Genomic DNA, 16,012 nt, shown 5'->3' on the forward strand with positions numbered 1-16,012 from the left:
TGGGTCGCTCATACTGACGTCTGGTCTATCATCGGTGGGTGGGGCACAGTCTGATAGCCGCGATACGACGTCGACGAACGTATTGGCGCAGATTGGACGATACGAGACGGGCGTGTATAATGACGATGCTGCAGAGATTCCCACGTACGATGCTAAAACGGAGCGTGCGTTCGTCGTGGACGCAAACGAAAGCAGTGTCGATGCTCTCGACATTTCCGATCCGTCGACACCGACACTTATCGACTCGATCCGGACTAAAGATGCATGGGAAAAGGTTGGTCCTGTAAACAGTGCCGCTGCTCGCGGTGGTCTCCTTGCGGTCGCTGTCGCCGCCGACCCGGAGACGCAACCTGGTCGAATCCTCTTTTATAGTACCAGCGACCTCTCTCTTCTTCGTTCGATACCAGTCGGTCGGCTTCCAGACATGGTGACGTTTACCCCCGATGGTAGGAAAGTGCTCGCGGCCTGCGAGGGTGAACCCAACGACTCGTACAGTCGCGATCCACGGAGTTCGGTCAGCATCATTGACGTTTCCCGCGGAGTTCACGACGCGACCGTCACCACAGCAGGATTCCGCAAATTCGACTCGGAAAGAGCGACACTCCGCAAGAAAGGAGTCCAAATCTATGGACCGAACGCATCTGTTTCCCAAGACCTCGAACCGGAATACATCGCGGTTTCTCCCGACTCGAAGACGGGGTACGTTACCCTTCAAGAAAACAATGCGCTCGCCATCGTGGACATTCCTCGTGCGTGTGTCCGTTCAGTCGTCCCACTGGGTTACAAGGATTTCTCACTGCCAGAAAACGCACTCGACGCGATAGACGACGGCATGATCGATATCGAAACGCAGCCGCTCTATGGAATGTACCAACCGGACTCCATCGCCGCATACTCCGTGGGTGGTGAGACGTATCTCGTCACCGCCAACGAGGGTGACCCTCGTGATTATGATGGGTTCTCTGAAGTTGGGCTTTTGGTCGAGGAGAATGGAGCGTTCGGCGTTGACACAGATGACGATGGACGTATCGATGTACCTATCGACGAAACAGAATTTAGTCGAAATGCACTTTCGTCACTAACGGGGCTGGAGGTGACGACCGAGCGCGGTGATGTCGATGCTGATGGGACGCTCGAAGAACTGTACATCTTCGGTGGTCGCTCGTTTGCGATTTGGAAACCAACATGCGACACAGTTGACCTTGTGTTCGAGAGCGGTACGATGATTGAAAGTACTATCGCCACTCTCATCGAGGACGGAACGTTTCCCAAAGCAGCGTTCAACACCGATGATGATTCCATCGAACTGGATGCCGAAAGTCCGATGTCTGGGCCGAAACCCGAAGGTATCGCTGTTGGAGCTGTCGATGATGTTGAATACGCGTTCGTCGGCTTAGAAGAGATAAGCGGTGTGATGGTGTTCGACATCTCTCGTCCCGAAGCTCCCGAATTCGTTCAGTACGAGAATAACCGAATTTTCGACCCCACCGAATTGGGTCTTACCGGTCCAGATCCCGACCTCAACGAAGCGCTCGAGAGTGGTCGACTTGATGCTGGTGCGGCCGGCGACCTAGCACCCGAGGGACTGTTGTTCGTTTCTGCAGAGGACAGTCCCACGGATGCCCCGCTTCTAATCGTCGCAAATGAGGTCAGCGGGACGACGACCATCTACGAACTGACTGGGACGTAACTCCGGTTTCGACCGCCCATTTAACTGTTTTCAGGATCGGATTTGGGTTGACATGCACTAGACGCACCAGTCCGAGTTCGATATCGGTGTCACATATCTAGAACCATGCGGAACCATTAACCGCTATCAAAATAACCACTGGAGTGATGAATATTAATGGCCGTGTTACCGATGGTGATGGTGAGTGCCACCAGTCCGTCGCGTACATCGTCGCCGAAGACGGCGAGAAATCACTGCAGTCGCATGGATGGGAGACGGCGGCGTCGAGACCGGAGCTTCTTTCGCTCGACGACATCACGGATACCGATTTGGACGCGTACGACGTTCTGTGGTGGCACAGCGAGGAACCACTCGATGACGGAACCGAAGCGTCCGAAGAAATACGGTCGTTCGTCGAATCTGGAGGGGGCCTTCTCCTGAGTCACGGTGCCGTCCTCGCCGCCGTATCCCTGGACATCGAAACGCAGCGACCCGATGTCGTTCGTCGCCGTTCGGTGGATTCCGGGGGATTTTTGATACGAACCCTCTACGAAGACCATCCCATCTTTGAGGGGTTCGATGAACCGGAACTCCTCACGACGTCCCGGTCGGAGGGACTCGTCGTTCAGTACGAAAAGCGCTCGCCGTACGACGGCGACGTACTGGCCGCGAGTGTCGAATCCGCACGGCGGCATCCCGCTCGGAAATCGCTCCTCCATTGGCAGGTCGGTGCGGGACGCGTCATCGGTATCGGACACGGACTACACGCATCTGCGGACGAGGACCCGCATTCGTCTTCCCGTCTACGATTGCTCGAAAACGCACTGTCCTACCTTTCGGGTGATGGAGACGTACCGCCGACGTTGGGGCGTCCAAAAGGCGAAGCGGAGTTCGAGGCGATGCGTGAGGTCGTACGGGACCCCCGCCACCGACCAGCGTATCATTTCACTCCGCCAGCGAACTGGCTCAACGACCCGAACGGCCTCGTTCAGTGGAACGGTCGCTATCACTTGTTCTATCAGTACAACCCTGCAGGACCGTTCCACGGGTCGATACACTGGGGGCATGCGGTCAGCGACGACCTCGTTCATTGGACGGACGAACCGATCGCCCTCACACCGACTCCGGAGGGACCGGATGAACACGGCTGTTGGTCGGGATGCTTTATCGATGACGACGGTACCCCTCGGCTGTTGTACACCGGTGGCCAACACGAGGACCAACTGCCGTGTCTGGCGACCGCGGAGGACGCCAGTCTTCGCTCGTGGGAGAAGGAGCCATCGAATCCGATCATCAAATCCGTCCCACGGTCGGTCGATATCCTCTCTACCGTGGACTGGAGCGCGGAATTTCGTGACCACTGCGTCTACAACGTCGACGACACGTGGTACCAACTCATCGGGTCGGGGGTCGAAGACGAAGGCGGAACGGCGCTGCTATTCAAATCTCAGAACCTCCAGGATTGGGAGTTTTGCTATCCACTCCTCGTCGGCGATTGGCGGGAGACGGGACCGGTATGGGAGTGTCCGGAACTCCTTCGATTCGACGAGGGAGCCCTCCTGCACGTTTCCGATTATCGAAACGTCGTCTACTTCACCGGGGAGTATGACGAGACAGAGCATCGGTTCGAACCGACGCATCGGGGAATACTCGATTACGGCTCCTTCTATGCGCCACAGTCCTTCGAGGACGACCGGGGACGGACCATCTCGTTCGGCTGGGTGAAAGAAGATAGAGACAGCGAGGAACGGTGGGACGCTGGCTGGTCGGGCCTGATGTCGCTCCCCCGGGTCGTTACGATGACGGACGAGCAGTATCCTCGCATCACGGTGGCGGACGAAATCACGCAACTGCGAGACGACTGTCACCGATACGAGGATCTTCGAGTCACACCGTCCGAAACGGGATATCTCGAGGAGATATCGAGTGACACGTTGGAGGTCGAACTCACCGTCGATGCACGGGACGTCCACGAGTTCGGTATCGTCCTCCGACAATCACCGGACGACACCGAGCGAACCGTCGTTCGCTGTAACGTCCCGCGCCGATTGCTCACCGTCGACCGAAGCGATTCGAGCACCAATCCGAACACCAACGACGCTTCACAGACGATGCCGATTCAACGTGCGGAGGACGGGACGATTCGTTTACACGTCTTTCTCGATCGATCCGTGCTCGAAGTCTTCGCGAACGATGCACAGTGTCTCACCAGTCGCATCTATCCGACACGTTCGGACAGCGTCAACGTAGACCTCTTCGCAACGCGGAAAGACGTGGTCGTCGAGTCGCTCGCGGTTTGGGAACTGGATACGACGACGCCCTGACGAAGCACGGGTTCTTTTTCGACCAGTCGCCGCTATGTCAACAAATCTAAATTAAAGATTAATCACTGTAGTTAAGAAACGTTCAAGTAGTAGGGTGAAAGACAATGATGTTAATGGGTAGCATATCGATACATCAGGTGCGGAAAGAATACGACGGTGACACGGGGACGGTCACCGCTGTCGACGATGTCAGTCTCGAGGTGAGCGATGGAGAATTTCTGACCATCGTCGGACCATCTGGATCGGGAAAGTCGACGCTGCTCAGAATGATCGCCGGGTTGGAGGACATCACCGGCGGCAGTATTCGGATCGGTGAGACGGTCATCAACGACGTCCCGCCGCAGCATCGAGGCGTCGCGATGGTCTTCCAGAATTACGCGCTGTACCCGCACATGAGCGTGCGGAAGAACATGTCCTACGGTCTCAAGTTGACGACCGACCTCGGTAGCGACGAAATCCGCCGCCGCGTCGAGGAGACGGCGGAGATGATGGGCATCGAGGAGCACCTCGAGAAGAAGCCTAACAATCTCTCCGGAGGACAACAACAGCGCGTCGCGACCGGACGAGCAATCGTCCGGCAGCCCGAAGTGTTCCTCTTCGACGAACCGCTGTCGAATCTCGATGCGAAACTGCGACTCCACATGCGAACGGAGCTTCAGCGGATTCAGAACGAACTCGAAACCACGTCCGTCTACGTTACCCACGACCAGACGGAGGCGATGACGATGTCCGACCGCATCGTGATTCTCCGAGATGGAACGATTCAGCAGGTCGGAACGCCCGAGGAAGTGTACGCGAGACCGACGAACCGATTCGTCGCGGATTTCATCGGCTCTCCGTCGATGAACTTCTTCGACGTTTCACTCCAGGGAACGACGCTCGCCGCCCCGAGCTTCGAGTACGACATCTCATCGGAGTGGGCACAACAGATCCGCGAGAACGGGACGAGCGACGAGTTCGTCCTCGGCATTCGCCCCGAACACATCGAAGCGACGGCGGACCAGTCGGCCCCGATTCGAGCGCGACTCGACGTCCTCGAACACGAAGGGAGCGACAACTACCTGTACCTCTCGAAAGGGGACGACGAATGGACGGTCCGCGTCGACGGAAACGTCCGGTACGACAGCGGAACGACGGTCGCTCTCGACCTACCTGCGGAACACATCCACGTGTTCGATAGACGCACCGGTGAGAATCTATTGCTCCGTGAGCGGCCGCTTCAAGAACGAACCGACTCGTCGGCACCTGCATGAGCGAGATGATCGACAGGACTCCACCCCCGGTAGCGGGTGGTCTCTGCAGAACCGTGTGACGAACACTCGACTACGAACCGAAAACGGAAATCGATACAATGACGCAGAACGACGCCAACACGACCGAATCGAACGGAAACCGAATCTCTCGCCGCCACGCTATCGGTACGGGTGGTGCGGTGTTGACGACCGCCCTCGCGGGGTGTAGCGGACTCACCGGCGGTGGCGGGTCGGATTCGGATAACTCGGGGAAATCCGGTGATGTCAACGTGGATTACTGGATGTACTTCGGGGCGCAGGAAAAAAAGGAGATGACGGAGCTGGTCAACGAATTCAACAAAAAGGACAACGGTATCCACATCAACGCGCAAAGCGTTCCGTTCGGAAGCTTCCTCAACAAGCTGTTTACCGCCGTTAACTCCGGGAATGCACCGCACATCGCCAGTTACTACGCCTCGTACGGTCGGCATCTCAAACCGATCACGGACCCCATCGACGACTACCTCTCGTCGAAGTCGAAGAGCGCGTACTTCGATATCGCACGCGAGAACACCAAGATAGACGGGAACACATACGCCCTTCCCATCGACGTTCACGGCAAGGGGCTGTACACGAACGACAAAGTCCTCGAGAAAGCGGGTGTCGACCCGGACTTTTCCGACTGGGATTCGTTCTCGAACGCTGCGAACACCATCAAGAAGAAGACCGACGCTCGTCCCTTCTCGTTCATCAACTGGAAAGCGGGACAGGCGGCGTACCGCGCATACATCATCGCCCTCACGCAAGCGGGCGGTAACGTCCTCACCGGTGAGCCGGGGGACTACAAAGTCGCATTCGACAACGAGAAAGGGATGCAAACGGCCCAGCTCATGAACGACATCACCGGGAAACTCGGCTGGGACTCCCAGAAGTTCCAGAGCGAATCCGCGCGCGTGGAGGATTTCGTCTCGGGCAAACTCGGCATGTTCATCGCCGGAACGTGGTCGATCAACAACTTCGAGAACGAGAACGGCGAGATTCCGTCCGACCTCTCCTTTACGTTCAAGAAGCCGTTCATGTTCCCCGGAGAGGGCGACAATGTCGCATGGGCCGAGTCGAATTCGTTGTACTTCCCGACGAACTCGAATCACACCGAAGAAGAGAAGAAAGCGGCCGTCGAGTTCGCGGAATTCGCCACCCAAAACAACACCCTGTGGGCGTCCGCTGGCGGTCACCTCCCGGCCGCGAAATCCGTGGCGACGTCGAAGGAAGTCAAGAACACGAAGCTCTGGACGGAGTTCGATACCATCTCGACCATGTACGAGATGGTGAAGGACAAACAGGTTCGGTACCAGCCACGGACCGGAATTCACATCAATAGCGACAAGTTCTGGGGCCCCTTCATCGACATGTATCTTCACAATACGTCCGTGAAGAAGGGTGTGAAAAACAGCGCGACCTCGCTCCAGCAAGCCTTAGATCGGCAGTAGGTGGTTCATCATGAGTAACGTCGATACATCTACAACCGCGGGGCGATTCGGGTCTATCCGAGAGCAGGTCGGAAGTCAGTCGACACGCCAACTGCTCGCTGGGCTCCTGTTTGCGGCCCCGTACTTGCTGTTGTTCAGTGTCTTTCTGCTGTATCCACTGTTGAAGGGGCTCTACATGAGCCTCTTCGAGTGGAACTTCCTCGACCCGTCGCAGTCGACGTTCGTCGGGGCGGCGAACTACGCTCGCTTGTTGAACGACCCGATGTTCTGGAACGCGTTCTGGAACACCATTCAGTTCGTCGCGATGACCGTTCCGCTCATCCTCGTCGTGAGCATGGTGCTCGCACTGGGGCTGAACAAGGAACTGAAGGGGAGCCGAATCCTCCAGTTCATCTACTTCAGCCCGTACGTGCTCACCGTTTCGGTCGTCGGCATCATCTGGCTCCAGATGTTCGCACAGAACGGCATCGGCACGTTGTTACTCGGCTGGCTGTTCGACGGGTCGCCGCTGAACTCGAAGTTCTGGGCGATGCCCGTCATCGTCGTCACGACGGTCTGGTGGCAATCGGGGTTCTACTTCGCCGTGTTGCTCGCGGCGCGACAGAACGTGCCCTCTCGACTGTACGAAGCGGCACGTCTCGACGGCGCCGGGCCGTGGCGTATGTTCTGGGACATCACGCTTCCGCACATGAAAAACGCCGTCCTGTTCGTGTTGGTCGCATCGACGATCTTCCAGTTCCAGATCTTCGGCCAGCCGTACATCATGACCAAGGGCGGTCCGGCCGGAAATACACAAACTCTCGTCTTGTACCTCTATCAACTCGGATTCGAAACGCGCGACCTCGGCTTCGGCGCAGCGGTGGGATACACGCTGTTGGCTATCCTGGTCGGCGTCTCGATTCTGAACTACGTCATCGTGGGGACGAACAATGAGTAATACAGATACCACCGTCGACGAATCACAGGCCGAATATTTCGACAGCGAACGGCTCTATCGGATCGGGTTGTACGTCGTCATGTACGGGTTGGCCGCCTTGTTCTTCATCCCGTACTGGCGGATGTTCCAGCTATCGGTGACGCCGATGAAGTTCATCTCGCAGGGTGGATTCCACCTCGTCCCGCCGGAGATCACGTTCGCGATTTGGAAGCGATACCTCATCGAAGAGCCCATCATCTACCAGTGGGCGTTCAACACGCTGTTGATCTCCTCGATTACGACGTTCATCGTGCTGGTCGTCGACTCGATGATCGCCTACTCGATTACGCGTTTGGAGTGGCCCGGGCGGAGCATCGTGCTGGGTGTCATCATGGCCAGCTTCATGATTCCCGGATACGTGAACATCATTCCGCTCTACACGTTGATCAACGACCTCGGGCTCATCAACTCGTACTGGGCCATCATCCTGCCGTTCGCGGCCGGACCGCTCGGCGTGTTCCTGCTCGTGCAGTTCTTCCGCGATATCCCGAAGGAACTGGAGGAAGCGGCGCGTCTCGATGGATTCTCGTCGGTGCGTATCTACACGCACATGATACTCCCGCTATCGACGCCCATCCTGACCGCGCTGGGGCTGTTCGTGTTCATCTGGAGTTGGAACCAGTTCCTCTGGCCGCTCATCGTCCTGAACGACGATGCGCTCTTCACGCTCCCCATCGGCGTCGTCACGCTCCGCTCGGTGAACGCGCTCTCGCCGAACCTCATCATGACGTCGCTCGCGCTCGCCTCGATGCCGTTGTTCATCGTCTTCCTCCTGTTCCAGGACAAACTCATTTCGAGCGTCCAGATGCAAGCGGGGACGGGATAACACATGGCCGAAACGACGGACCAAATCGCGTTTCGAAGCGCGCTCACGGCGGTGCCGAGCTTCGTCTACGGCAACGCACTTCGATTGGTCGTCCTGAGCGTCGCGTGGGTCGTTTGCTCGCTTCCGCTCATCACGGTCGGACCCGCGACGCTGCTCGCGTATGCGGCCGTTCAGGACCTGCGGTCGGAGCGGAACGCGGTGGATGTCTCGCGCTTGGGCTCGGTTCTCCGACGGAACGGCGTTGCGAGCGTCGTCTTCAGCGGCGTCCCGGTGGTCTTCGGCGGTATCTCGGTCCTCTACGGAATCCCGGCGCTCTCGCGGGGCATGCTGCTCGGCGAAATCATCGCGCTCATCGCCGGGTACGTCGCGATGTATTCCGCGTTGGTGCTGGTTCCAACGTTCAGTGCGATGGCGAGGGGCGTCTCTCCGGTGAGTGCGCTTCGCTACGGGATTCGGTGGGTCGCTTCCCACCCGACTGCCGTGCTCTCGATGGCGCTTCTCACGGTCGTCACCCTCGTCGTGACCGCGTTGCTCATGGTCGCGTTCCCCCTCCTGTTCGCTGGAATCGCCTTCTCGTTGCACGTCATCGTCACCGACGAGTTCGACACGCGCGCGGACGAAAACGGGCGGGCTTCGGCACTGGCGGCCGTGTGAGTACGCCATCTATTGTCCTCTCTCCGTTCGGTATCGTATCGACTGGGACGAGACGTGCGCTGGTGAGGGGATTATCGCGTGCTTGTGTGATATTCTAGCGATTTACGTGACGTAGCGGGAAATAAATATATTATATTATAAAATTTTATTTGAAAAAATTTCAGTGTGTGATGCATCTCGAAACTGCCTTTAGGATGTGGTAATATTGTAGACGCATGGACGATCAGGTCGAGGCGGAAGACACGGTTCTCCAGGAGACGCTCGAGGAGAACATCGGGATGTCTCAGTACGAGGCCAGTGTGTACCTCGCTCTTATCCGCGGCGGAAAGCAGTCGATGACGGAAATATCGGAGTCGAGCGGCGTCCCGAAACAGCGAGTGTACGACACCGTCAGCGACCTTCGGAACGAGGGATTCGTCGAAGTCATCGACGACTATCCGCGGAAAGCCTACGCCATCGACCCGTCCGAAGCGCTCTCGCCCATCAAGCAACAGATTACGCGAACGGAAGAGCGACTCGACGAACTACACGAAGCGGTAGAGGAAGTCGAAGGCGGTGTCGCGCTGTTCAAGAGCGAACCGACCATCAAGAAATACATACGAAAGGTGATCGAATCGGCGGAGGATAGCCTCTTTCTCCTTCTCCCGCGGAAACACCTGGACACGCTTCGAGACGACCTGACGGCTCTGCCCGCCGACGTCCATTCTCGCCTCATCGTTTCCGACCTGACCGAAGACGATGTCGACGGCGACGATATCTACCTCGACGAATCAGTCTCGGCCCTCGCGGACGACATTCACGGAGTCACCTCCAACGAACCGCTCATGGTGAGCGTGGATCGGGAACGTGCGTTCTACTGGACTCACGGCTCGAAACGGAAGATGACGTCCGAAATGCAGGGGTTCTACATCACGAATCCCGAGCTCGGATTCCTTTTTGATAGATTCCTCTCCGATTCTATCTGGCCGCTCGCTCGCCCGGTGAACCCGACGGACGACCCCGATTGGCCCACGTTTCCGAAGGAATACATCCGACTCAAGGACTGTCTTTCCGACCTCAAACGCGTGACACGGGAACGGGCGCTCGAGTCCTTCGAGGTGGAATTCGAGGGCTACGATACCAGAACCGGTGAAGCGGTGACGAAGCGTGGAACGGTCGCCGGGTATTATTTCACCGAATTCGATATCAGAGCGACGCTCAAAGTCGAACTCGACCGGGAGTACGATTCCGGCACGTCCGACGTTGTTACCGTCGGGGGGTGGAAAGCGACGTACGAAGACTACCAAGCACGTCGTCTCACCGTTTGGGAAAAAAGCGGAAAGGACCATCCCGCCACCATCGACGACGAAACGGAACGTCACCTCCTGCGCTGTCGAGAAGAGATTCCCGAGGAGTTCGGCGACGGTCGAATCGCACTCGGAATGGATGCGTTCGTCGATCGGATGCGTGAATTCATCGAGGAACGGAACGGGTCCCGTGATTACGAATCGATGCGAAAGTTCGGCGACTTGAAGGAACTACTCATCGAATTCGAAGCGAGCGACAGCGTCCCAGTCATCGAATGGGTCCCCACCGAAACGATTCCCGGTGGGCATACGGTCCATCTCGGGCAAGTTTTCGACGACTTCGGGTACGACCTCACCGTCTTTGGTACGTTCGGCGACCCGACACATCCCGTGTTCGAAGACGTGTTCTCCACCCACGATGTCCTCAGTGCAGGCGAGCCGACCTTCGCCGATTACATTCTGTTCGAAGACGGGAAGCTCATCCTCCGCGAGCCGAACTTCGACCAAGTGGATTGGGACACGGTGGTCGAGGAGATCGGTATCGAGACGCTCGCGGAGTCCGTCGATGGGACGACCGTCCTCGGTTTCGGGTCATGGTCGAACATCCCGTCGCTTCCGTCCGTTTGGGATGGGTTTCGGGACGAAATCTGGCCGCTCCTCGAAAACCCACCGAACTCGGTCGTCATCTCACCCGCGGACATTCAGCAGATGTCACCGAACCTCGTCAAAAACGGGCTCCAGTCCCTCCGCGCTCTCGACGACGTCGTTCCCGTGACGGTTACGACGAACCGGACACAAGCAAAGCGTCTCCTCACGGTCCTCGACGAGGAGGGGACGGACAGTTCGCTTTCGAACACGGCCATGACCCTCCGTAACGAAATCGGTGTTTCCAAATTCGTGGTCCACACGCTTCTCGAGGCGGCACTCGCCCGAGAATCCGGTATCGTGACCGCGCGAGCACCCAGACCGGCCCCCGAACAGGTCACGAACTCCGATGCCCACTTCGATACGGGGCTGACGCTCGGCCATGCGGAGGGGCTGTCCGACGGGACGTCACTCATCCTCGCGAATACGGTCGCGGGGTGTTTCATGCGCGAGGGAGTTCCGCCGACCGAGGAATCCATCCGTCATCTCCTCGACCAATACGATACCCTCTTCGAGGCTTAATAGCCCCGCATCGACCGAAGGCCACGCTCGACATCTACGGGCCATATCGAGCGGAAGCAACCATACCCGACGAGACTGACCGTTTCACGCCGACACGGAATTCGATTCGTGAACTTCGACGTATCGGTCGTCGGTTCCTGAAGCCGAATACTTACTCCCCTCGCTCACGTTCATTCTATGGTACAATGGTCGAGAGCGGACTGCGACGGTTGACCAACCGCCGATGGAAGGTGGGTGTCGGTATCCTTCTGGCCGTCATCCTCATCGTCGTCGGTGGTGTCGCGGTGTACTTCTCGCTTCCACATCACGGGACATCGGCCTCGGTGCAGTCGGCAGCAAAACGACCCACACGTCTCGATTTCGAAAACAGATGGTGTGACAGTTCTTTCTCCCACGAACGGGACATCGACCGTCGGACTCGTTTTCTATCCCGGCGCGCGCGTTGCACCGGATGCCTATTATGCCTCTCTCGCACCGCTGGTGCGACGTTCCAACGTGACGGTCTTCGTCCCGAAAATGCCGTTCAACGTCGCCCTCCTCGATGTGGGCGCTGCGGGGGAAGTCAGGTCTCGGTATCCCAGGATTCGGACGTGGTTCGTCGGCGGACATTCGCTCGGGGGCGTTGCCGCTTGTCGATATGCGAGCTCACACGACGTCCGAGGACTGGTGCAGTTCGCGTCGTATTGCGATACCAACGTGAGCGAACGTCCGATAGACGTACTGAGCGTCACCGGCAGCAGGGATACCGTTTTGGACCGGGAGGCCTACCGTGAGAGTAGAAATCTCCTCCCGCAGAACGCGACGGTCCGCGAAATCGCCGGAATGAACCACACCGAATTCGGTTCGTATCGCGGTCAGCGAGGGGACTCACGAGCGACCATCTCGTACGACGTCGCCCATCGACGGCTAGCGGATATCCTCGTTCCGTGGCTGAGCAAATCGGGTACTGCGACTGCGTAGCCCGGCTGTCAACCAGTTCGGTGCTCTGTTCGTCTCGACCCACGCCCGTGCTTTGAACCATCGTTACCGGATGAAATGTCACTTACCTCAGTCCATTCTCAAGATAGTCGAGGACTATCGGCCAGGAGTCCGCCGCGGCCCGTGCATTCGCTTTCGGGCTTCCCCCGTTGGCATCGTTCGTCGGGACACCGGTGTAGTCGGCGTAGGGCACTCCAAAGATGATACACCCGGGACGAAATCCTCTATCAAATCACGGCGGACGAATCCGACACTGACGACTCGACGGACGGGTCGGAGGATAGGGACGAGGAAAGGGAGGACGATCGCTGTAATTGATGTCTTTGGGACCGTGAGGTCGGCGTCCCCCGAAACCGTCACCACGTTCACCGTCGTTCACAATATTTCAATTGATACTTTCTTGGTAGTATGTGCCACATACTTATTATTGTACAGACGAAGTGTGTAGTCATGTCCAACGCTGCTTCAATCAACGCTGAATCGACGGTGGACGATTCCATAGATAAACAGATGTTCGTCCACGAATATCGGTTCGAATACGATATGAACGGTGAGACGCCACTTACCGAGTGTCTCATCGACATCATCGCATTCGTCACCGATGATTCTCGAGACGAAGCAAAATCGCTCGTTCATCAGCGTTGCCGTCACGATATTGAGGACCACTTTTCGATGCTCAATCGACGCCAAAAGTGGAAATCCTCCTTCTGGGTCGGTAGTCTGAACGTTACCATCAGTCGGGATGGAGAAATAGTCGTCCGAGAATTGTGATCGACTTTCCCTTTCACTTGGGTCGGCTTGGAAGCGTCCCCGACGTTCCGTCTACCATCGCAGTAACTGTCGATTCTGTCCCCAATCTAGCAGAGTGAGCTTCGGTGTGATTTCGAGGGGTCGATCGAAAATGACGAACTCATAGACTTCTCATCGAGTTCGAATCGTCCAGTAATGCTATGAGCGGACAGTGCAACGCTTATTCCCGATGATGGGGACAGGGCCTCCCCGGAAACGGGACGACGCACTGACACGGCCGGTTCGAGTCTTCGTCAGTGCGTCCGCAGATGGGCTGCCCGATAGCGTTCGTTGATGGGTTATCGTAAGACATATTCCATCTGTACTGGCAGCATCGATAAATACATTTTCGAATTTCATTGAAATATGTCTGACGAATGAGCAACGATAGATGATGAGGGATATCGGTCGTCGAAGAATCTTCGCCTTTAGTCCTGGTTTGGCATACGAGACCGGAGGATTCCGTTGCGACCGTGCAATGGCTCGGTTTTTGAGCTACATCGCCACCACGGACGAAACGTCGTTCGGCGGCCGATTGTCCCCGGTATCGGCTTCGACGGACACCTCCGGAATCGTCCTCACGGCATCCGACTCGTCCCCGATATATTATATTAATATTATTAGAAAATTCGTTAATTATATATTCTACACTGTGTACCGTAGGTCCATGACAGGTGGTACCGACCAACGGAGAGTAGCGATGACACGGCAGCGACGATACCGTCCGAGTTCGGACGCCGTATCGATAAACAGACCGGCGGAAAGGAGCGCCCAGGAACGACGACCCCAGTTAACGAAGACGAAGCTAAGTGGTGAGTCGCGATGGTGAGTGCCCTCAAAATAGTTCTCGCAGTCCTGCCGCTGGCGGTCATCGCCTACCTCATGATCGGCCGGTACTGGCCAGCGACTCGGGCGATGCCGATAGCATGGTTATCCGCCGTCGTCGTCGGAGTCACGAGTTGGCAGATGACGCCGTCGTGGGTCGCGGCCGCGACCATCAACGGCTTCATCACCGCGACGAACATCCTCTGGATCGTTTTCGGTGCGATTCTCCTGTTGTACACCCTGAAACAGACCGGCGCTTTCGACACTATCAACGCCGGGTTCACCTCCATCAGCGAGGACCGACGCGTTCAGGTGGTCCTGCTCGTCTTCCTGATGGGGTCGTTCATCGAGGCCGCCGCTGGTTTCGGAACGCCGGCGGCCGTCGTCGGTCCGCTCTTGGTCGGGCTCGGGTTTCCACCGCTCGCGGCGGTCGTGGTCGCGCTCACCGGAAACCTGATGGCCATCACCTTCGGCGCGGTGGGGACGCCGCTCATCATCGGGTTGCAGGACACGTTCTCGACGGCGAACGTGGCGACGCCCGCGGGAACGACGGTACCTGGTTGGGTCGCCCAAATCGGCGTGTGGGCCGCGTCGTTCCACGTTATCGTCGGTATGCTACTGCCGTTTATCGGCGTCGCCATGATGACGCGGTTTTTCGGCGAAGAACGTTCCATCAAACCCGCGCTCGAAGTGCTTCCACTCACCCTGTTCGCGTGGTTCACCTTCGCGGTTCCGTACTGGTTGACCGCGTACTTCCTCGGACCGACGTTCCCCGGCCTCATCGGCGCGATGAGCGGCATGGTGTTCACCGTCGGTACGCTGAAAGCCGGGTTCTTCCACCCCGACGAAGAGTGGGATTTCGCACCGCAGGAACTCTGGCCGGAACACTGGGTCGGCGATATCGAACCCGGTGAGACGTCCCCGAGTGACACTCCGGTCGCCGCCGACGGTGGCGTCGTGACGAAACAGATGCCCCTTTGGAAGGCGTGGACGCCGTACGCGCTGCTGGCGGCGCTGCTCGTTCTCACCCGCGTTTGGACTCCCCTCACGGACTTCCTGACGAGTACGCTCGTCCTCAAGTGGACAAACATCCTCGGTACTGGCCTCGATAACGACTTCGCACTGCTCTACCTCCCGGGGGCGGTCTTCGTATTCGTTCACCTGCTCACCATTCCGCTACACGGCATGAACGGACGCCAGATAAAGGATTCGTGGGTCGAAACGGCCGAGAACGTCACCCCCGCGGTCATCGCGTTGCTGTTCGCGGTGGCGACGGTTCAGATCATGATCCAGTCGGGCAAGGCCGCCAATATCGACAGCATGCTGGTCATCCTCTCGGACGCGACGGCGAACGTCGCGGGCGGCGTCTACCCGTTCTTCGCGTCGCTCGTCGGTGCGTTCGGCGCGTTCCTCGCCGGTTCGAACACGGTGAGCGACATCCTGTTTGGAACGTTCCAGTACAACGTCGCCGAGAACCTCGCCGTCTCGCGTACCATCCTCGTCGGTGCACAGGCCGTCGGTGGTGCGATAGGGAACCTCATCGCGATTCACAACGTGGTCGCCGCGCTCGCGGTGGTCGGCCTCGTCGGACAGGAAGGACGGGTCATCCGACTCGAACTCCTTCCGTTGACGTACTATGCGGGCATGACGGGAATCCTGACGATGCTGTTCGTCTACGTGATTTTCCCGGGCGTCTTCTGAAGCCGCCGAACTTTTTTCGCTTCGCATCGCCGGATAGGTGTGAGGAAACGACGATGGTTCGAGTGACTTCGTTCCACATAGTGAATTCGTTTCAC

At 57.7% G+C, this 16,012-nt stretch carries 11 protein-coding genes; all 11 read left to right on the top strand.

What is annotated here, in order from left to right; genetic code table 11:
* The first annotated feature begins 112 nt into the window (after positions 1 to 112).
* The 11 genes from B208_RS0116775 to B208_RS0116835 all read left to right on the top strand — a co-directional run bounded on the left by B208_RS0116775 (position 113) and on the right by B208_RS0116835 (position 15,917).
* Positions 113 to 1,690, top strand: a complete 1,578-nt coding sequence (locus B208_RS0116775) for a choice-of-anchor I family protein (protein ID WP_232423846.1) — start codon at positions 113 to 115, stop codon at positions 1,688 to 1,690.
* Between the two features lie 146 nt (positions 1,691 to 1,836).
* Positions 1,837 to 3,993 (top strand): GH32 C-terminal domain-containing protein, encoded by a 2,157-nt coding sequence (locus B208_RS0116780; RefSeq protein WP_007983277.1) that lies wholly within the window; start codon positions 1,837 to 1,839, stop codon positions 3,991 to 3,993.
* A gap of 113 nt (positions 3,994 to 4,106) precedes the next feature.
* Entirely contained in the window at positions 4,107 to 5,246 is a 1,140-nt protein-coding gene (locus B208_RS0116785; protein WP_049805661.1) for an ABC transporter ATP-binding protein, read from the top strand.
* A 98-nt stretch (positions 5,247 to 5,344) separates the two neighbouring features.
* Positions 5,345 to 6,715, top strand: a complete 1,371-nt coding sequence (locus tag B208_RS0116790) for an extracellular solute-binding protein (protein WP_007983281.1) — start codon at positions 5,345 to 5,347, stop codon at positions 6,713 to 6,715.
* A gap of 10 nt (positions 6,716 to 6,725) precedes the next feature.
* Positions 6,726 to 7,652: a carbohydrate ABC transporter permease gene (locus tag B208_RS0116795; protein WP_049805662.1), complete on the top strand. Its 927-nt coding sequence runs from the start codon at positions 6,726 to 6,728 to the stop codon at positions 7,650 to 7,652.
* Positions 7,645 to 8,517, top strand: coding sequence for a carbohydrate ABC transporter permease (locus B208_RS0116800; protein ID WP_007983284.1), 873 nt, complete (start codon positions 7,645 to 7,647; stop codon positions 8,515 to 8,517). The genes B208_RS0116795 and B208_RS0116800 overlap by 8 nt, the downstream gene beginning before the upstream one ends.
* Before the next feature lie 3 nt (positions 8,518 to 8,520).
* Entirely contained in the window at positions 8,521 to 9,171 is a 651-nt protein-coding gene (locus tag B208_RS0116805; RefSeq protein ID WP_007983286.1) for a hypothetical protein, read from the top strand.
* A gap of 215 nt (positions 9,172 to 9,386) precedes the next feature.
* Positions 9,387 to 11,624, top strand: a complete 2,238-nt coding sequence (locus B208_RS0116810; RefSeq protein WP_007983288.1) for a TrmB family transcriptional regulator — start codon at positions 9,387 to 9,389, stop codon at positions 11,622 to 11,624.
* 375 nt (positions 11,625 to 11,999) lie between these two features.
* Complete coding sequence (locus B208_RS0116820) at positions 12,000 to 12,584, top strand: alpha/beta hydrolase (protein WP_007983290.1); 585 nt, start codon at positions 12,000 to 12,002, stop codon at positions 12,582 to 12,584.
* 468 nt (positions 12,585 to 13,052) lie between these two features.
* Entirely contained in the window at positions 13,053 to 13,373 is a 321-nt protein-coding gene (locus B208_RS0116825; protein WP_139025546.1) for a hypothetical protein, read from the top strand.
* An 840-nt stretch (positions 13,374 to 14,213) separates the two neighbouring features.
* Positions 14,214 to 15,917, top strand: coding sequence for an L-lactate permease (locus B208_RS0116835; RefSeq protein ID WP_007983294.1), 1,704 nt, complete (start codon positions 14,214 to 14,216; stop codon positions 15,915 to 15,917).
* The last annotated feature ends 95 nt before the right edge of the window (positions 15,918 to 16,012 follow it).

This window comes from Haladaptatus paucihalophilus DX253 (assembly GCF_000376445.1).
In the GTDB taxonomy this organism is placed as follows: Archaea; Halobacteriota; Halobacteria; order Halobacteriales; family Haladaptataceae; genus Haladaptatus; species Haladaptatus paucihalophilus.